We start from the raw sequence: 17,623 nt of genomic DNA, 5'->3' as shown, positions 1-17,623 counted from the left end.
CATGGTCATCATCATCGGATTGGGTAAAACCGGACTCTCCTGCGTCGACTACTTCCTCGGCCGTGGCGTCACGCCGCTGGTGATGGATACCCGTGCCAACCCGCCCGGCAAGGATCAGCTGCCGCCAGAAGTGGAGCTCATTCACGGGCTGGATGAAGAGCGGCTCAAGCAGGCACATATGATCGTAGCGAGCCCGGGCATTGCCTTGGCGACCCCCGAATTGAAAGCCGCAGCCGAACGGGGTGTGCAGATAATCGGGGATATCGAGCTGTTTGTGCGCGAGACCCAGACACCGGTCATCGCCATCACCGGCTCCAACGGCAAGAGCACCGTGACCACGCTGGTGGGCGAGATGATTGCCGAAGCCGGACTCAATGTGGGTGTGGGCGGCAATATCGGTACACCGGCGCTCGATCTGCTCAAGCAGCCGATGGATCTCTGCGTGCTGGAGCTCTCCAGCTTCCAGCTCGAGACCACCTACAGCCTGCGCGCTGCCGCCTCCGTGGTGCTAAACCTCTCCGAAGATCATATGGATCGCTATCAGGGCATGGCCGATTACCGCGCCGCCAAGATGGAGATCCATCAGAACTCCAAACACATTCTGGTCAACCGTGACGATGCCCAGACCCTGCCTGATGTGGGTCAGGTGTGGCAGAGCTTTGGTCTCGACTGCAATGGTTACGGCCGCTGCCTGCTGGATGGTCGTTACTGGCTGACCCTGCACGGCGAGCCCCTGATCGCGGTGGATGAGATGAAGATCGTCGGCGCCCACAATCAGGCCAACGCCCTTGCCGCCATGGCGCTGTGCGATGCAGTTGGCATTCCCCGCGCGGCGCAACTCACCGTGTTGCGCCGTTTTGAGGGGCTGCCGCACCGTGCCCGCTTCGTGCGCGAGGTGAACGGGGTGCGCTGGATCAACGACTCCAAGGCGACCAACGTGGGGGCGACTCTGGCTGCCGTGGCCGGTGTACGCGAGTCGGTCAGGGGGCGTCTGTTGCTGCTGGCAGGTGGTCAGGGAAAGGGGCAGGATTTTGGTCCCATTCAGGCGCTGCTGGGCAACCAGATCGATCACATGTACTGCTTCGGCCAAGATGCCGAGGTGCTGCTGGCACTGGGTGAGCAGACTGAACGGGTGGCCGACCTTGCTGCCGCCGTTGCCAAGGCGGCTGCCGATGCCAGGCCCGGTGACTGGGTGCTGCTGGCGCCCGCCTGTGCCAGCCTGGATCAGTTCAAGTCGTTCGAGGTGCGCGGCGATCGCTTCACCGAGATGGTGATGGCGCTATGAACGCCCTTCGCGCAGCTGCAGGTCTTTTCCAGCGCTGGTTGTTACCGGCGCGTCCCGCCGGTCTCTATGATCGGCAGCTGGTCGTGCTGGCGCTTGCGCTGATGGCGCTTGGGGTGGTGATCGTGGCATCCGCCTCGATCCCCGAGGGGATCTCTCTGGGTGACGATCCCTTCATGTTCGTGAAACGTCACGCCATGTTTCTGGTGATGGCGCTCGGCATCTCCTGGTTCGTGTTGCAGGTGCCGATGGCACGCTGGCAGGAACACAATGGCCCCATGCTGCTGCTGGCCATTCTGATGCTGGTGCTGGTGCTACTGGTGGGGCGCAACGTCAACGGTGCGGTGCGCTGGTTACCGCTTGGCCCGTTCAACCTGCAGCCTGCCGAATTCGGCAAGCTGGCGCTCTTTGTCTATCTGGCCGGTTATCTGGTGCGGCGCCAGAACGAGGTGCGTGAAGCCTGGATTGGCTTCCTCAAGCCGCTAGCGGTATTCGGGGTGCTGGCCGTCCTGTTGCTGCTGCAGCCTGACTTGGGTTCCACCGTGGTGATGTTCGTGACCTCGTTTGGCATGCTTTTTCTGGCGGGGGCCCGACTCGGCCAGTTTCTGACCCTGATCGGTGCCGGGGTCGGTGCCGTGGTGATGCTGATCATCGTCGAGCCTTACCGGATGCGGCGGGTTACCTCCTTTATGGATCCCTGGGCTGATCCGTTTGGCAGCGGCTACCAGTTGACCCAGTCGCTGATGGCGTTTGGCCGCGGCAGCTGGTTCGGCGAAGGGCTGGGCAACTCCATCCAGAAGATGGAGTACCTGCCGGAAGCGCATACCGACTTCGTCTTTGCGATCCTCGGTGAAGAGCTCGGCTATGCCGGTGTGCTGGGTGCCCTGTTCTTGATCTTCGCCCTAGCGGTCAAGGCGTTGAAGCTGGGCCACAAGGCTCTTGCTGCCGATCGCCTCTATGACGGTTATCTGGCCATCGGTATCGGGATCTGGTTCAGTTTCCAGACCTTCGTTAACGTTGGCGCGGCCAGCGGCATGATGCCGACCAAAGGGTTGACCTTGCCGCTCGTGAGTTACGGTGGCTCCAGTCTCATCATCATGACGGTGGCAGTGAGCATGTTGATTCGAATCGATTTTGAGTTGCGTCAGGCGACAGCCCAGGCGCGGGTGCGGGAGGTTTAGTGAGCAAGACGCTGTTGGTGATGGCAGGTGGTACCGGGGGACATGTCTTCCCGGGTCTGGCCGTAGCCGATCGATTGAAGGAGCAGGGCTGGACTGTCCACTGGCTGGGCACCGCCGACCGGATGGAAGCCGAGCTGGTACCAGCCCATGGCTATCCCATCTCCTTTATCGATATTCAGGGGGTGCGTGGCAACGGCATCAAGCGGCTGCTGGCGGCGCCTTATCGCATCGTGAAATCCGTGCTGCAGGCGCGTCAGGTGCTCAAAACCATTCGCCCGGATGTAGTGCTCGGCATGGGTGGCTTTGCCTCCGGCCCGGGTGGTGTCGCGGCATGGTTCTCCGGCATCCCGTTGCTGCTGCACGAGCAGAATGCAGCAGCCGGTCTGACCAACAAGCTGCTGGCGCGTATCGCCAAGCGGGTGCTCATGGCATTTCCGGGGGCGTTTGCACCGAGCCGCCGCACCGCCGTTGTGGGTAACCCGGTTCGCCCCGAAGTGGTCGCACTGCCGGATCCGCAACTGCGAAGCAGCAGTGAGCCGTTGCATCTGCTGATCGTGGGCGGAAGTCTGGGGGCTCGCGTGCTCAACGAGCAGGTGCCCGCAGCGGTTGCTGCGGCTGGTGTGCCTATCGAGGTGCGTCACCAGTGCGGCAAGGGCAATGGCGACACCGTCAGCGCAGCCTATGCCCAACACGGTATCAATGCCGAGGTAAGCGAATTTATCAAGGATATGGCGGGTGCCTATGCCTGGGCCGACCTGGTGGTCTGCCGGGCGGGAGCCCTGACCGTCTCCGAAGTGGCTGCTGCCGGTGTGGCTGCCATCTTTGTGCCGCTGCCCCATGCAGTGGATGATCACCAGACCCGCAACGCCCTGACTCTGGTCGATGGCGGTGCGGCTGAGTTCCTGCCCCAGTCCGAGTTGACCACCGCCTCGCTGGCGGCGCGTCTCTCCTGGCTCGCCGGGCGCAGGGAGACGCTGTTTAACATGGCCAAAGCCGCCCGTCGTGTCGCTATTACCGATGCGGCCGAGCGGGTTGCCGATGAGTGCAAGCGGCTCGCCAGTGGGCAGAGTGGTAAAGATTAATGAGCAAGGTTGCAGTGGTGACACCGTGCAGCCTTGTACCTGTATGTATTGATGCCGCCGTACAGCCGGGCTTTGACGGTACATGGCTTGCGGCAGACTAAAGAGATGATTATGACCAAGGTTGAACTGGCAAAACTGCGTACTGTGATCCCCGAAATGCGCCGCGTGCGTCGCATCCATTTTATCGGCATCGGTGGTGCCGGTATGGGCGGGATCGCCGAAGTGCTTGCCAACGAAGGGTATCAGGTAACGGGTTCTGATCAGGCTCGCAATGCGGTGACCGAGCGGCTTGAGGCTCTGGGCGCCCATATCTTTACCGGCCACAGCGCCGAGCACGTCAACGGTGCCAGCGTGGTCGTGGTCTCCACTGCCATCAAGCAGGACAACCCGGAGCTGCTGGCTGCCCGCGAACTGCGGATCCCGGTAGTGCGCCGTGCCGAGATGCTGGCCGAGCTGATGCGTTTCCGTCATGGTATCGCCATCGCCGGTACTCACGGCAAGACCACCACCACCAGTCTGGTGGCGAGCATCTATGCCGAAGCCGACCGCGATCCGACTTTCGTTATCGGTGGCCTGCTCAACAGCGCTGGCACCAATGCCCGTCTGGGCAGCAGCCGTTATCTGATCGCCGAGGCGGACGAGAGCGATGCCTCCTTCCTGCATCTGCAGCCGATGGTCTCTATCGTGACCAACATCGAAGCGGATCACATGGATACCTACGGCGGTGATTTCTCCAAGCTGAAGGCCACCTTTATCGAGTTTCTGCACAACCTGCCTTTCTACGGTCTGGCTGTGGTCTGCATCGATGATCCGGTGATTCGTGGCATGTTGCCAGAGATTGCGCGCCCGACCTTGACCTACGGTCTCTCTGACGATGCGGATGTGCAGGTGCTGGATTTTGTCCAGACCACCAACCACAGCTGCTTCCGGGTGCGCCGCAAAGATGCGGGTGAGCTGCAGGTAACCCTCAACTTGCCGGGGATCCACAACGCCTTGAACGCTGCCGCGGCGATTGCTGTCGCGACGGAAGACGGAGTCAGCGACGATGCCATCATCCGTGCGCTGGCCAAGTTTGAAGGGGTAGGCCGCCGCTTCCAGCAGTATGGCGAGTTCGAAACCGGTCGCGGCAAGGCGATGCTGGTGGACGATTATGGCCACCATCCGAGCGAAGTGAAGGTGACCATCAATGCTGCTCGTGCAGGCTGGCCGGAGAAGCGTCTGGTCATGGTGTTCCAGCCGCATCGCTACACCCGTACTCGCGACCTTTACGAAGACTTCGCTGACGTGCTCTCCAAGGTAGATGTACTGGTAATGCTGGAGGTTTATGCTGCCGGCGAGGATCCGATCCCGGGGGCAGATGGTCGTGCGCTGTGCCGCTCCATCCGTTCGCGCGGCAATCTGGAACCCATCTTTGTGGCCACGCCAGATGACGTGCCGGCCGTGCTGGCCGACCTGGTTGGCGAAGGGGATCTGGTGCTGACTCAGGGGGCGGGGAACGTCGGAGCACTGGCCCGTCGTCTCGGCGAGATGAAATTGAGCATAGATAGCATGAAATCTGGTGCCTGAGGGCCCAATGAGTATTTTGACCGCCAAGCCGGGGCCTATATAATGGCGAACCGGTCTGTCAAAAGGCCGGTTTAGCGCGTTACACGGGGATCGAGCGGGTGGAGGCAAGGGCACAGGGGCGCACCAAGGGCGGCTTCATCGCAGGCGTGATGTTTTTCCTGCTGGTGATATGGGGCTGCTACCGGACTGCGCTGGATGTTAAAGGTTGGCTGACGGATGCCAACCGGTTGCCCATGAGCGAGCTGTTGCTGCAGGGGCAACACCAGTATCTGGAAACCGAAGAGCTGCGACTGGCCGTGCTGGATGGCGCAGAGTCACGCAACTTCTTCGAGTTGGATGTTAACGAATTGCAGGCACGGCTTAATGCCTTGCCATGGGTAGCCTCGGTATCGGTACGCAAGAAGTGGCCGAACAAGATCAAGGTCTACCTGACAGAACAAGACGTGGCGGCACGCTGGAACGGCAACCGCTTCGTCAACACCAAGGGCAAGGTGTTCAGTGCACCGGATCGGGTCAAGACACCGCTGTTGCAGTTGTCGGGGCCGGATGACCAGGCCGCCATGGTGTTGAAAGAGAGTCGGCAGTATGAAGTGCAACTGGCTGCCAAGGGATACAAGTTGCTGGGGGTGAATCTGACCCCCCGCCATGCCTGGGAACTGACCCTGGATGGCAATATCAAGCTGTTTCTGGGGCGCAACGACATAGCGCTCCGGTTGCAGCGGTTTATCGATGCCTTCCCGGCTATCGAACCCCGTGCGCAGGTTGCGTACGTGGATCTTCGATACGATACCGGAGTGGCAGTTGGCTGGAAGAAGAGCGAAGAGAAAGTGCATGACCAACACCGCAGATAGGAATTTGATTGTCGGACTGGATATCGGCACAACCAAAGTGGCGGTTCTGGTCGGTGAAGTATTGCCGGACGGTGAACTGAACGTCATCGGTATGGGCAGTCACGCTTCCCGCGGGATGGAGAAGGGCGGGGTCAACGACCTCGACTCCGTGGTCAAGTCACTGCGCCGTGCGGTGGAAGAGGCCGAGATGATGGCGGATTGCCAGATCAGCTCGGTCTACCTCGGCTTGTCCGGCAAGCATATCGACTGCCGCAACGAGACTGGCATGGTACCCATCTCCGACGAAGAGGTGACTCAGGAAGATGTGGACAACGTGATCCACACCGCCAAGTCGGTTCGCCTCTCGGATGAACTGCGGGTGTTGCACGTGCTGCCGCAAGAGTTTGCCATCGACTATCAGGAAGGGATCAAGAATCCGGTCGGTCTTTCCGGTGTACGGATGGCGGCCAAGGTGCATCTCATCACCTGCCATAACGACATGGCTCGCAACATCGAGAAGTGTGTCGAGAAAGTGGGTCTGCGAGTCGATCAGCTGATCTTCTCCGCGCTGGCCTCCAGCTACGCGGTGCTGACCGAAGACGAGAAAGAGCTGGGTGTCTGCGTGGTGGACATCGGTGGTGGCACCATGGATATGTCGCTGTTTACCGGCGGCGCCCTGCGCCACACCAAGGTGATCCCGTACGCTGGCAGCACTGTGACCAGCGACATCGCCTACGCCTTCGGCACGCCGCCGCTCGACGCAGAAGCGATCAAGGTGCGCTACGGCTGCGCCCTCGGTCGTCTGGTCAGCAAGGAAGACAATATTGAAGTGCCCAGTGTCGGCGGTCGTCCGGCGCGTAGCCTGCAGCGGCAGACACTGGCTGAAGTAATCGAGCCCCGCTACACCGAGTTGCTCTCCATGGTGAATGATGAGCTGGTGCGGGTACAAAGCGAATTGAAAGCGCAGGGGGTCAAGCATCAGCTGGCAGCCGGTGTGGTCTTGACCGGCGGCGCTGCCCAGATCGAAGGCATTGTGGAGTGCGCAGAGCAGATCTTCCAGAGCCAGGTCCGGGTAGGGGAGCCCATGAATATTCGTGGCTTGAGTGATTATGTGCAGGCGCCGGTGTACTCGACTGCGGTCGGGTTGCTGCAGTACGGCCGTACACATCAGGCAACAGGTAGCAACAAAGAATATGCCGCCAAGGCAAGCGTCGGTGGTCTGGTCAAACGGGTCAGCAACTGGCTGCGTGGCGAGTTTTAAGAATTTTGCTGAGTCAGGCAAATAAAGCGGAGAGACAACATGTTTGAATTTATGGATAGCCACACTGACGAAGCCGTCATTAAAGTGATCGGTGTAGGTGGCGGCGGCGGCAACGCTGTCGAACACATGGTTCGTCAAAACATCGAAGGTGTCGAGTTCATTACCGTCAACACCGACGCCCAGGCACTGCGTAACTCCAGTGCCAACACCACTCTGCAGATCGGCGGTGGCATCACCAAAGGTCTGGGTGCTGGCGCCAACCCGGAAGTGGGTCGTGATGCGGCCATGGAAGATCGCGAAGCGCTGCGTGAGCTGCTGACCGGCTCCGACATGGTGTTCATCGCTGCCGGTATGGGCGGTGGTACCGGTACCGGTGCTGCGCCGATCGTGGCCGAAGTGGCTCGCGAAATGGGCATCCTGACCGTTGCTGTGGTGACCAAGCCGTTCTCCTTCGAAGGGAAGAAGCGGATGGGCTTCGCTGCGCACGGTATCGAAGAGCTCTCCAAGAACGTCGACTCCCTGATCACCATCCCCAACGACAAGTTGTTGAAGGTGCTGGGTCGTGGTATCTCCCTGCTGGACGCCTTCAAGGCTGCCAACGATGTACTGCTTGGCGCGGTACAGGGTATTGCCGAGCTGATCACCCGTCCGGGCCTGATCAACGTCGACTTCGCTGACGTGCGTACCGTTATGCGCGAAATGGGTACCGCCATGATGGGTACCGGTTCCGCCTCCGGTGATGACCGTGCCGAAGAAGCTGCCGAGAAGGCTATCTCCAGCCCGCTGCTGGAAGACGTGGATCTGGCCGGTGCCCGCGGCATCTTGGTCAACATCACTGCCGGCATGGACATGACCATCGAAGAGTTCGAAACCGTGGGTAACGCGGTCAAGGCCTTCGCTTCCGAGAACGCCACTGTAGTAGTGGGTACCGTAATCGATCCGGAAATGCACGACGAACTGCGTGTGACCGTGGTTGCCACCGGTATCGGTGCCGAGCGCAAGCCGGACATCACTCTGGTCAAGAGCAGCCAGGTGCAAGAGCGCCCGGTACGTCAGCCGCTGGTCAGCGACATGATGCAGGGCCGCGTGATGGACGAAGCCCCGGCCAAGGTGGTTAACGCCGAGCCGCAAGCCCGTCGTGAACCGGATTATCTGGATATTCCGGCGTTCCTGCGCAAGCAGGCAGACTAAGTCTCTTATGAGGCGTGTTTGTCTGTTGCTTAAGGAATGTGCTAAGATGGCCTGCCAACGACCATCTGGTCCGGATTTTAAGCTGTTTAGGGTACACCCATGATTAGACAAAGAACCTTGAAAACGAGTGTTCAGGCGACTGGCGTCGGCCTGCATTCGGGCCGGAAAGTCACCATGACATTCCGTCCGGCCCCTGTGAATACAGGGATCGTTTACTTGCGTACCGACCTGAATCCTGTGGTGGAGCTGCCAGCCAATGCCGATCAGGTGCGTGATACCGTGCTCTGTACCGCTCTGGTCAACGAAGCCGGCGTGCGTGTCTCTACCATTGAGCACCTCTCCGCCGCGTTGGCCGGGATGGGGATCGACAACCTCTACGTCGAGGTTGACGCGCCCGAGATCCCGGTAATGGACGGCAGTGCGCATCCCTTTATCTACCTGCTGCAGGAAGTCGGGATCCGTGAGCAAAATGCTGCCAAGCAGTTTGTGCGGATCAAGAAGAGCATCCGGGTTGAAGATGGCGACAAGTGGGCGGAATTCCACCCTTATCGCAACGGCTTCAAGATGGATCTCGAGATCGATTTCCAGCATCCGGTCTTTGAAGGGCGCAACCAGCGTTGTGTACTGGATTTCTCCGGTGCCTCCTTCGTGAAAGAGATCAGCCGCGCCCGTACTTTCGGGTTCATGCGTGATATCGAGTACCTGCGTTCCCAGAACCTGGCGCTGGGCGGAAGCCTGGAAAACGCCGTGGTACTGGATGACTACCGGGTACTGAACGAAGATGGTCTGCGTTACGAGGACGAGTTCGTCAAGCACAAGATGCTGGACGCAATCGGTGACCTCTATATGTGCAACCGCAGCATTATCGGTGAGTTCCGCGCTTACAAGACAGGGCATGCCCTGAACAATAAACTGCTGCGTGCCCTGCTGGCCGAGCAGGAGGCTTGGGAACTGGTGACCTTCGAGGGTGAGGGCGACAAAGCGCCTATCGCTTACTACGACAACGGTCTGGTTCTGGCCTGATAGCTGTGCAACGGAACGTCGGTTCCCTCTCCGCACCGACGTTCCGTCATTTGTTTACTCCATCCTTTAATACCGACTATCTCCCGGTTTTATTTCCCGTGCAGGCCCATGGCCGCACCTGACCGAGCAGACTGATTTCTATGAGCATTACCCTGATCCTCCACGGCAAGCAGCGACGCAGGTTGCACTTACCAAAACAACGTCTGGCATGGGTCGGCGGTATTGTTTTCTCCCTGTTGGCCCTTGGGGGCGGCTGGCTCTGGCAGAGCTGGCAGCAGAAGATGGATGCGCTGGAAGTGGCGCTGGCCATGGCAGAACAGCGTTCCGTAGACCAGAGCGGCGATGAAGCCCGCGAGCAGCTGGCGATGCTGGCAGCCCAGGTGGGCACCATGCAGGGCCAGCTTGGCCGCCTGAATGCCCTTGGCGAACGGTTGACCGAGCAGGCCGATCTCGATCCCGAAGAGTTCAATTTCAAAGAGCTGCCCCCGATGGGCGGCCCCTCTTACGATGAAGATCTGGAAGTGAGCCTCAACGAGCTGCAAGCCTCCATGAAACATCTCAGCCAACAGCTCAGCAGTCGCGAAGAGCAGCTGTCGGTACTTGAATCTTTCATCATGAATCACCATATCACCGATGCCGGTTTTATTTCCGGCACGCCAGTCAAGCAGGAGCGAGTCTGGGTCTCGTCCGGCTTTGGCGGACGGGTCGATCCGTTCAACGGGCGTGCCAAGATGCACAAAGGGGTGGATTACCGTGGCAAACCCGGGACCCCCATTCTGGCCACCGGGCCCGGCATTGTCAGCTGGGCCGGCCGTCATCCGGAATTTGGCAACATGGTGGAGATTAATCACGGCAATGGTCTGGTCACCCGCTATGCCCACAACTCCAAGTTGCTGGTCGAGGTGGGCACCCTGGTTGATCAGGGGCAGAAGATTGCCTTGATGGGACGCACCGGTCGCGCGACCGGGGTCCATTTGCATTACGAAGTGTTGAAAGATGGTCGTCAGGTAAACCCCGCACGCTTTCTCAGTGCCAGCCGGGGTTAGGTTTTTTCTTCAGGTTCCAGTGACGGAACGCTTTATATAACCAGAAATAGTTGGTACCCATGATTAGCACACTGCTTACCAAGATTATCGGCAGCCGGAACGACAGAACGCTCAAGGCTTTGCGCAAAATTGTAAAACAGATCAATGCCATGGAGCCGCAGTTCGAGGCCCTCTCGGATGCCGAGCTGCAGGCCAAGACGGCCGAGTACCGCCAGCGTCTGGAGCAGGGCGAGACCCTGGAGCAGCTGCTGCCGGAAGCGTTCGCCACTGTGCGCGAAGCCTCCAAGCGGGTATTTGGCATGCGTCACTTCGACGTGCAGCTGATCGGCGGCATGGTGTTGAACTCCAACCGCATCGCTGAAATGAAGACCGGTGAGGGTAAGACCCTGACCGCGACCCTGCCGGCTTACCTGAATGCCCTGAGCGGCCGCGGCGTCCACGTCGTGACCGTGAACGACTATCTGGCCAAGCGTGACGCCGAGGCAAACCGCCCGCTGTTCTCCTTCCTCGGCATGACCGTGGCGTGCAACGTGCCGGGCATGGATGCATCCCAGAAGCGTGACGCCTATGCGGCCGATATCACCTACGGTACCAACAACGAATTCGGTTTCGACTACCTGCGCGACAACATGGCGTTTTCGCCCGAGCAGCGCGTCCAGCGTCCGCTCAACTACGCGCTGGTGGATGAGGTGGACTCGGTGCTTATCGACGAAGCCCGTACCCCGCTCATCATCTCCGGCCCGGCGGAAGACAGCTCCGAGCTCTATATTCGCGTCAACAAGCTGATCCCGCTGCTGGTCAAGCAGGACAAGGAAGATACCGAGGAGTACACCGGCGACGGTCACTACACGGTAGACGAGAAGAACCGTCAGGCCTTGCTGACCGAAAATGGCCAGATCTTTGTGGAAGAGCTGCTCAAGAAAGAGGGACTGCTCGACGAGAACGACTCCCTGTTCTCCGCCACCAACATCAGCCTGCTGCACCACGTCAATGCCGGTCTGCGCGCCCATACCCTGTTTGAGCGCAACGTCGACTATATCGTGCAGAAGGACGAGATCGTCATTGTCGACGAGCATACCGGCCGTACCATGCCGGGCCGTCGCTGGTCCGATGGTCTGCATCAGGCGGTCGAGGCGAAGGAAGGGGTCAAGATCCAGAACGAGAACCAGACTCTCGCTTCCATCACCTTCCAGAACTACTTCCGTCTCTACAACAAACTGGCGGGCATGACCGGTACTGCGGATACCGAAGCCTTTGAATTCCAGCAGATTTATGGCCTGGATACCGTGGTTATCCCGACCAACAAGCCGATGGTGCGCAAAGACATGGGCGATCTAGTCTACCTGACCGCCAACGAGAAGTATGCCGCCATCGTCAAGGACATCCGCGAGTGCGTGGAGCGTGGCCAGCCAGTACTGGTAGGCACCGTTTCCATCGAAAACTCCGAGTTGCTCTCCGGCATTCTCAACAAGGAGAAGATCCCGCACCAGGTGCTGAACGCCAAGTTCCACGCCATGGAAGCGGAGATCGTTGCCCAGGCTGGCCAGACTGGCGCGGTCACCATCGCCACCAACATGGCCGGTCGTGGTACCGACATAGTGCTCGGGGGCAACTGGCAGGCGGAGATCGCCAAGCTGGAGAATCCGACCGAGGCACAGATTGCCGAGCTGAAAGCGGCCTGGCAGGTGCGTCACGATGCGGTGCTGGCTGCCGGCGGTCTGCACATTATCGGTACCGAACGTCACGAATCCCGTCGTATCGACAACCAGCTGCGCGGCCGTTCCGGTCGTCAGGGTGACCCGGGTTCCTCCCGTTTCTATCTCTCCATGGAAGATACCCTGATGCGGATCTTCGCCTCCGATCGCGTGACCGGCATGATGAAGAAGCTGGGCATGGAAGAGGGCGAGGCCATCGAGCACCCGTGGGTGACCAAGGCGATTGAAAACGCCCAGCGCAAGGTGGAAGGTCGCAACTTCGACATCCGCAAGAGCCTGCTCGAGTTTGATGACGTTGCCAACGACCAGCGCAAGGTGGTTTACGAGCAGCGCAACGAGTTGCTGGATACCAACGACATCTCCGAGACCATTCACGTTATCCGTGATGATGTTTATGGTGCCATCATCGATGAGTACATTCCGCCCCAGTCTCTGGAGGAGATGTGGGATGTGCCGGGTCTGGAAGCACGCCTGAAGGCCGACTTCGCCCTCGACCTGCCGCTGCAACAGTGGCTGGCGGAAGATGACAAGCTGTACGAAGAGAAGCTGCGCGAGCGCATTCTGGACGAAGCCACCAAGCTCTATGCCCACAAGGAGGAGCTGGTCGGTAAAGAGGTGCTGCGCAACTTCGAGAAAGCGGTGATGCTGCAGACTCTGGATGGCCTCTGGAAAGAGCATCTGGCGGCCATGGATCACCTGCGTCAGGGCATCCATCTGCGCGGCTACGCCCAGAAGAACCCCAAGCAGGAGTACAAGCGCGAATCTTTCGATCTGTTCACCCAGATGCTGGAAACCCTCAAGCGCGACGTGGTCAGCATCCTGAGCCGGGTTCAGGTGCAGGAGCGCGATGTGGAGGCTATGGAAGAGCAGCAGCGCCAGCAGGCCGAGTCAGCCCCCCGCACCTACACCCACGCTGCCGCCGAGAACCAGTTGGCGGACGAAGAGGAAAGTGCAGCCGAGGGTCACACCACCTTCGTGCGTGACGAGCAGAAGATCGGCCGCAACGATCCCTGCCCGTGCGGCTCTGGCAAGAAGTACAAGCATTGCCACGGTCAGTTGACCTGATCGACCCGATGCCATAAAAGGCGGGCCCAGTGCCCGCCTTGTTATTGGTGGCAACAAGCGAACAGAGGTAATTGATGGAACAGAAAAAACGGATCTGGGTGGCCGTTGGTGTCATCGAGAACGAGCAGGGGGATATCTTCATTGCCAAGCGCTCTGCCGATCGCCATCAGGGCGATCGCTGGGAGTTTCCCGGTGGCAAGGTCGAGTCCGGTGAGGATCTGCTGACCGCGCTGGATCGGGAGCTGTGGGAAGAGATCGGGATCCGGGTGCAGGATTGTGCTCCCTTCATGGAGCTGCATCACGACTACCCGGAGAAGCAGGTACTGCTTGATATCTGGAAGGTGACCCGTTTCAGCGGTGAACCCTTTGGTAAAGAGGGTCAGGAGTGTTTATGGGTGCCGGTCGCCGAACTGCACAACTACCACTTCCCCGATGCCAACGGTCCGATAGTGGCGCGCCTACAGGCGCGCCAAGCGTAACCTGCCGTTATCTGGCTATGAAAAAAGGGCCGTATGGCCCTTTTTACTTTGCAGAATCGAGCGACCTCTGGCTTATAGCCACTGATCACCCTCTTCCGGCTCTGGCAGCAGGTCAGGGTTGATCTCCCCGGGGATCCGCTTCTCCTCATCGGCCCACTCGCCGAGATCGATCAGCTGGCAGCGCTTGCTGCAGAAAGGGCGAAACGGGCTCTGCGGGCCCCATTCCACTTCGCTCTGGCAGGTCGGGCACTTTACCTTGGTGACCATGAGCACTCCTTAACAGCAGGCGAGCTGGAATGGCACATCGCCAATCGGCTGTTCGCCGGTTGGCAGGAAGCGCAGCGCAAAGCGGTTCTTGTGGCCGCTCAGGGTGGGGTAGCAGCAGAGGTTGCCCGGCAGCTTGATGCGGATAAGCTCGGCGCTCTCGGCTGTATCCTGGAAGAAACCATTGGTCGCTACCTGCTCGCTGAAACTGCCTGATTCGCGCCACAGGCGCAGCAACAGGGTGATGGCATTCATCAGCAGGGTAATGTCGCTCAGCCACAGCTGCATTTGCTGATGGCGGGTAATGGCTGGCGTACCGAGCCAGTGGTGCAACTGCGGTACGTCGAAGGCGCACAGACCACCCGGGATGGAGAAGCGCTGACGGATGGAGCCGAGCAGGCGATCCTCTTTCAGGCGAGCGCCGGGACGCGGGGAGTTGAGCAGGCTACGGGATAGCTGGCTGCTCTCGTGCTGCATCTGCTTGATCTGCTCCAGATCGACGTCGGGCAGGCTGGCCCAGTGGCTCAGGCGCTGGCCGAGACGCTCGAGATCCTTGATCAGGTCGGCACGCAGGTCACCACGCTCCAGCAGCTCCTGCAGATCGAACAACCCTTTGAAGAAGGCGATATGAGCCCAGGGCTGGTTGTTCTCCAGATTGTCGCGGATCTGGGAAAACAGGGATTCCAGACGAAGATAGGTCCGGCTTTTTTCATTGAGGGGGAAATCGTAAATCATGCCTAATCCTGGCCAGCCATAAATCCGGCCTAGTGTACTCACTGTTAACCGGCTTGTTGAGAGGCAAATGCCAGATATGTTTCGTGCAGCGTTAAAATCCGCGCTTTTATCGCCATTTCGCTGCCATTGCCGTTCTCGACGACATCATCTGCCGCTGCCAGGCGCTCCGACCGGCTGGCCTGTGCCGCGATGATGGCCTTGGCCTGTTCGGGGGTAACGCCATCCCGGCGGCAGGTGCGCTCGATTTGGGTCGCCTCGTCTACATCGACCACCAGTACCCTGTTGGCCAGGCCGGTGAGCTTGTTTTCCACCAGTAGCGGCACGACCAGCAGGCAGTAGGGGGAGCTGGCTGCGGCGCACTGGCGCTGCATCTCGCTGCGAATGAGCGGGTGGAGCAGGGCATTGAGCCATGCTTTGGCCGATGGGTCACTGAAGACCTGTTCGCGCAGGCGGCGGCGATCCAGCTGACCGTCGGGGGTAATGACATCAGGGCCAAAGTGGTCGGCGATGGCTGCGAGAGCCGGGGTGCCGGACTCAACGACCTCGCGGGCAATCACATCGGCATCCACGACGTCGATGCCCAGCTCGGTAAACTGGTTGGCAATTGTCGTCTTGCCGCTGCCGATGCCGCCGGTTATTGCAACTACATACATGAGTCAGTGCGCCTGTTTCAGAGGATGGTGGTGAGATACCAGCGGGTGATGGTATCGCCCCATAGCAGCGCAATCCAGCCCGCGATGGCGAGGTAGGGGCCAAAGGGGATGGGGTTACCCTGATGGTGTTTGCGCAGGGCTATGAGCGAGATGCCGATGATGGCACCAACCAAAGATGAGAGCAGCAGTATGATCGGCAGTGCCTGCCAGCCGAGCCAGGCTCCCAGTGCCGCCAGCAACTTGAAGTCGCCATACCCCATCCCTTCCTTGCCGGTCAGCAGTTTGAAAGCCCAGTAGAGGCTCCAGAGCACCAGATATCCTGCCATGGCGCCGATCACAGCATCAGCAAGCGGTGCAAAACCACCGATCAGGTTGAACAGCAAACCGCCCCACAGCAGCGGCAGGGTCAGCTGGTCTGGCAGCAGCATCTTGTCCAGATCGATGAAAGTGAGTGCCACCAATACCCAGGTCAGCAGCAGGGCGACAAGGGCACCCCAACCCGGTGAGATCACCATGGCTACGGCCACCGAGAGCAGCGCTGTCAGCAGTTCAACCAGCGGATAGCGGGCCGAAATAGGGGCTTGGCACTCACCACAGCGCCCTTTGAGCCAGAGCCAGCTTAACAGCGGGATGTTTTCCAGTGCGGTGATGGCATGGCCGCAATGGGGGCAGGCCGAGCGCGGTACCATCAGGTTGTAGCGCGGTTCGGTTAATTGCTCTTCATCGGGGGTGAAGTAGCCTCTATATTCAGCCTGCCATTCTCGTTCCAACATAATGGGCAAGCGATGGATCACCACGTTGAGAAAGCTGCCGATCATCAGGGAGAAGAGAAAAACCAACGAGAAGTAGAGCCAGGGGAGGCTATGGAAAACATCAGTGATCAACAACATGGTGTCTCGGATTGGTTGAAGGTCAGTGGATAACTGACCCCAGTTTAAAGATGGGCAGATACATGGCAACCACCATACCGCCAACCAGCACCCCCAGTACCACCATGATAAGAGGTTCCAGCAGGCTGGTGAGGCCATCGACCAGATCGTCGACCTCCTGTTCAAAGATGGTGGCGACCTTGGAGAGCATATCATCTATGGCGCCGGACTCCTCGCCGATCATCACCATCTGGATCACCATGTCGGGGAAAAGATCGACGGTGCTCATCGCCACGTTGATCTGCATGCCGGCTACCACCTCGTTGCGAATGGCCATCACGGCGGTGCGATAGACATAGTTACCTGAGGCGCCAGCAGCTGAAACCAAGGCATCGACCAGTGGAATCCCCGCCGAGAAGGTGGTGGATAGGGTGCGGGCAAAGCGGGCCATGGCTGCTTTGTGCAGGATCATCCCGACTACCGGAATCGTGAGCACAAACTTGTCGGTATTGTCTTTTACCTTCTGGGAGGCTCGCCAGGCACGGACATAGAGAAAGATGGCCAGCGCGATTCCGCCGAAGAAAACGTACCACCAGTTCTGCATAAAGCGGGAGATGCCGATAACAAACTGCGTAAATGCAGGCAGCTCGGCACCGAAGCTTTTGAAGATATCTTCGAATTGCGGGATGACGAACAGCAACAGGATGGAGGTAACGACAATCGCAACCAGGATAACCATGGTTGGGTAGAACATCGCCTTCTTGATCTTCGACTTGAGTGCTTCTGATTTCTCGCGGTAGGTAGCGATGCGGTCATAGATGGTTTCCAGCGCGCCGGACTGCTCGCCAGCTTCCACTAGATCGCAATAGAGATCGTCAAAGTAGAGAGGATGACGGCGCAGCGCTTCCGACATGGGGGTGCCGGTTTCGACATCAGCGGCAATTTCTCCCATAAGTTCGCGCATGGATGCTTTTTCGTGGCTGCGGGCGATGATTTGCAGGCTTTGTACCAGAGGAACGCCGGCGGAGAGCATGGTAGTGATCTGGCGCGATACGATGGCAATATCCATCGGTTTGATCTTGGCGCCGCCCTTGGAGAAGAGCCCCTGACTCTTCTTGGCAACCTTGGTGACATTGACGCCCTGCTTGCGCAGCTCTGCCTTCACTGTGGCTATGTTCTCTGCTTGAAGCTCGCCAGAGACTTTTTGTCCTTTGCGGTTTACCCCTTGCCAGCGAAAGGCGAAGACTTTTTTCGGGGCATTGGTTTTCTTGGTCAGCGTTGCCATCGATGCATCCTGCAAATGGACTGGAGGGAAGAGGATAACCCCTGAACCGTCGGATTTGATGTCTTGCCTAAGTGGCTGACAGCTACCCGGTCAATA

The 17,623-nt window shown here is 59.3% G+C and carries 16 protein-coding genes; 11 read left to right on the top strand and 5 right to left on the bottom strand.

Annotated features, from left to right (window positions below; translation table 11 throughout):
• The first annotated feature begins 1 nt into the window (after position 1).
• From murD to mutT, 11 genes are all read left to right on the top strand, one after another.
• Positions 2–1,285: a UDP-N-acetylmuramoyl-L-alanine--D-glutamate ligase gene (gene murD / locus WE862_RS02060; RefSeq protein WP_042033179.1), complete on the top strand. Its 1,284-nt coding sequence runs from the start codon at positions 2–4 to the stop codon at positions 1,283–1,285.
• Positions 1,282–2,463 carry a cell division protein FtsW gene (ftsW, locus tag WE862_RS02055; RefSeq protein ID WP_041210684.1) on the top strand — a complete coding sequence of 394 codons (1,182 nt, stop codon included), beginning with the start codon at positions 1,282–1,284 and terminating at the stop codon, positions 2,461–2,463. The genes murD and ftsW overlap by 4 nt, the downstream gene beginning before the upstream one ends.
• Positions 2,463–3,545, top strand: coding sequence for an undecaprenyldiphospho-muramoylpentapeptide beta-N-acetylglucosaminyltransferase (gene murG / locus WE862_RS02050; protein WP_042033180.1), 1,083 nt, complete (start codon positions 2,463–2,465; stop codon positions 3,543–3,545). Before ftsW ends, murG begins: the two co-directional genes overlap by 1 nt.
• 111 nt (positions 3,546–3,656) lie before the next feature.
• Positions 3,657–5,111, top strand: coding sequence for a UDP-N-acetylmuramate--L-alanine ligase (gene murC / locus WE862_RS02045; protein WP_042033183.1), 1,455 nt, complete (start codon positions 3,657–3,659; stop codon positions 5,109–5,111).
• 98 nt (positions 5,112–5,209) lie between these two features.
• Positions 5,210–5,962, top strand: a complete 753-nt coding sequence (locus tag WE862_RS02040; RefSeq protein ID WP_042033185.1) for a cell division protein FtsQ/DivIB — start codon at positions 5,210–5,212, stop codon at positions 5,960–5,962.
• Positions 5,943–7,202, top strand: coding sequence for a cell division protein FtsA (gene ftsA / locus WE862_RS02035; RefSeq protein ID WP_005336148.1), 1,260 nt, complete (start codon positions 5,943–5,945; stop codon positions 7,200–7,202). Before WE862_RS02040 ends, ftsA begins: the two co-directional genes overlap by 20 nt.
• A gap of 39 nt (positions 7,203–7,241) precedes the next feature.
• Positions 7,242–8,393 (top strand): cell division protein FtsZ, encoded by a 1,152-nt coding sequence (gene ftsZ, locus WE862_RS02030; protein WP_005336147.1) that lies wholly within the window; start codon positions 7,242–7,244, stop codon positions 8,391–8,393.
• A gap of 99 nt (positions 8,394–8,492) precedes the next feature.
• Entirely contained in the window at positions 8,493–9,416 is a 924-nt protein-coding gene (lpxC, locus tag WE862_RS02025) for a UDP-3-O-acyl-N-acetylglucosamine deacetylase (protein WP_005336146.1), read from the top strand.
• Between the two features lie 140 nt (positions 9,417–9,556).
• On the top strand, positions 9,557–10,462 hold the full coding sequence (locus WE862_RS02020; protein WP_033115384.1) for a M23 family metallopeptidase: 906 nt from the start codon (positions 9,557–9,559) through the stop codon (positions 10,460–10,462).
• 59 nt (positions 10,463–10,521) lie between these two features.
• Complete coding sequence (gene secA, locus WE862_RS02015) at positions 10,522–13,242, top strand: preprotein translocase subunit SecA (protein WP_042033186.1); 2,721 nt, start codon at positions 10,522–10,524, stop codon at positions 13,240–13,242.
• A gap of 74 nt (positions 13,243–13,316) precedes the next feature.
• Entirely contained in the window at positions 13,317–13,721 is a 405-nt protein-coding gene (gene mutT, locus WE862_RS02010; RefSeq protein ID WP_042033189.1) for an 8-oxo-dGTP diphosphatase MutT, read from the top strand.
• 72 nt (positions 13,722–13,793) lie between these two features.
• On the opposite strand, the gene yacG is transcribed toward mutT, so the two are convergent.
• Genes yacG through WE862_RS01985 form a run of 5 tightly spaced genes read right to left on the bottom strand, consistent with a single transcriptional unit; the run spans position 13,794 to position 17,527 of the window.
• Entirely contained in the window at positions 13,794–13,988 is a 195-nt protein-coding gene (gene yacG, locus WE862_RS02005; protein WP_005336142.1) for a DNA gyrase inhibitor YacG, read from the bottom strand.
• A 9-nt stretch (positions 13,989–13,997) separates the two neighbouring features.
• The gene (gene zapD, locus WE862_RS02000; protein ID WP_042033191.1) at positions 13,998–14,720 is read right to left on the bottom strand and encodes a cell division protein ZapD; all 723 of its coding nucleotides are present in this window, start codon (positions 14,718–14,720) and stop codon (positions 13,998–14,000) included.
• 44 nt (positions 14,721–14,764) lie between these two features.
• Entirely contained in the window at positions 14,765–15,373 is a 609-nt protein-coding gene (gene coaE / locus WE862_RS01995) for a dephospho-CoA kinase (RefSeq protein ID WP_042033194.1), read from the bottom strand.
• A 17-nt stretch (positions 15,374–15,390) separates the two neighbouring features.
• Complete coding sequence (locus tag WE862_RS01990) at positions 15,391–16,263, bottom strand: prepilin peptidase (protein ID WP_042033195.1); 873 nt, start codon at positions 16,261–16,263, stop codon at positions 15,391–15,393.
• 22 nt (positions 16,264–16,285) lie between these two features.
• A complete protein-coding gene (locus WE862_RS01985) occupies positions 16,286–17,527 on the bottom strand; it encodes a type II secretion system F family protein (RefSeq protein WP_339058694.1) in 1,242 nt (413 codons plus the stop codon).
• Positions 17,528–17,623 lie beyond the last annotated feature (96 nt).

This window comes from Aeromonas jandaei (assembly GCF_037890695.1).
Classification (GTDB): Bacteria; Pseudomonadota; Gammaproteobacteria; order Enterobacterales; family Aeromonadaceae; genus Aeromonas; species Aeromonas jandaei.
Note: the sequence above shows the minus strand (reverse complement) of the source record. Positions and strands in the feature narration are given on the sequence as shown.

Excerpts from the sequence above, each read along its gene's own strand:
- murD (WP_042033179.1), top strand. The coding sequence starts at position 2 with ATGGTCATCATCATCGGATTGGGTAAAACCGGACTCTCCTGCGTCGAC.
- ftsW (WP_041210684.1), top strand. The coding sequence starts at position 1,282 with ATGAACGCCCTTCGCGCAGCTGCAGGTCTTTTCCAGCGCTGGTTGTTA.
- murC (WP_042033183.1), top strand. The coding sequence starts at position 3,657 with ATGACCAAGGTTGAACTGGCAAAACTGCGTACTGTGATCCCCGAAATG.
- ftsA (WP_005336148.1), top strand. The coding sequence starts at position 5,943 with ATGACCAACACCGCAGATAGGAATTTGATTGTCGGACTGGATATCGGC.
- ftsZ (WP_005336147.1), top strand. The coding sequence starts at position 7,242 with ATGTTTGAATTTATGGATAGCCACACTGACGAAGCCGTCATTAAAGTG.
- lpxC (WP_005336146.1), top strand. The coding sequence starts at position 8,493 with ATGATTAGACAAAGAACCTTGAAAACGAGTGTTCAGGCGACTGGCGTC.
- WE862_RS02020 (WP_033115384.1), top strand. The coding sequence starts at position 9,557 with ATGAGCATTACCCTGATCCTCCACGGCAAGCAGCGACGCAGGTTGCAC.
- secA (WP_042033186.1), top strand. The coding sequence starts at position 10,522 with ATGATTAGCACACTGCTTACCAAGATTATCGGCAGCCGGAACGACAGA.
- mutT (WP_042033189.1), top strand. The coding sequence starts at position 13,317 with ATGGAACAGAAAAAACGGATCTGGGTGGCCGTTGGTGTCATCGAGAAC.
- yacG (WP_005336142.1), bottom strand. The coding sequence starts at position 13,988 with ATGGTCACCAAGGTAAAGTGCCCGACCTGCCAGAGCGAAGTGGAATGG.
- zapD (WP_042033191.1), bottom strand. The coding sequence starts at position 14,720 with ATGATTTACGATTTCCCCCTCAATGAAAAAAGCCGGACCTATCTTCGT.
- coaE (WP_042033194.1), bottom strand. The coding sequence starts at position 15,373 with ATGTATGTAGTTGCAATAACCGGCGGCATCGGCAGCGGCAAGACGACA.
- WE862_RS01990 (WP_042033195.1), bottom strand. The coding sequence starts at position 16,263 with ATGTTGTTGATCACTGATGTTTTCCATAGCCTCCCCTGGCTCTACTTC.
- WE862_RS01985 (WP_339058694.1), bottom strand. The coding sequence starts at position 17,527 with ATGGCAACGCTGACCAAGAAAACCAATGCCCCGAAAAAAGTCTTCGCC.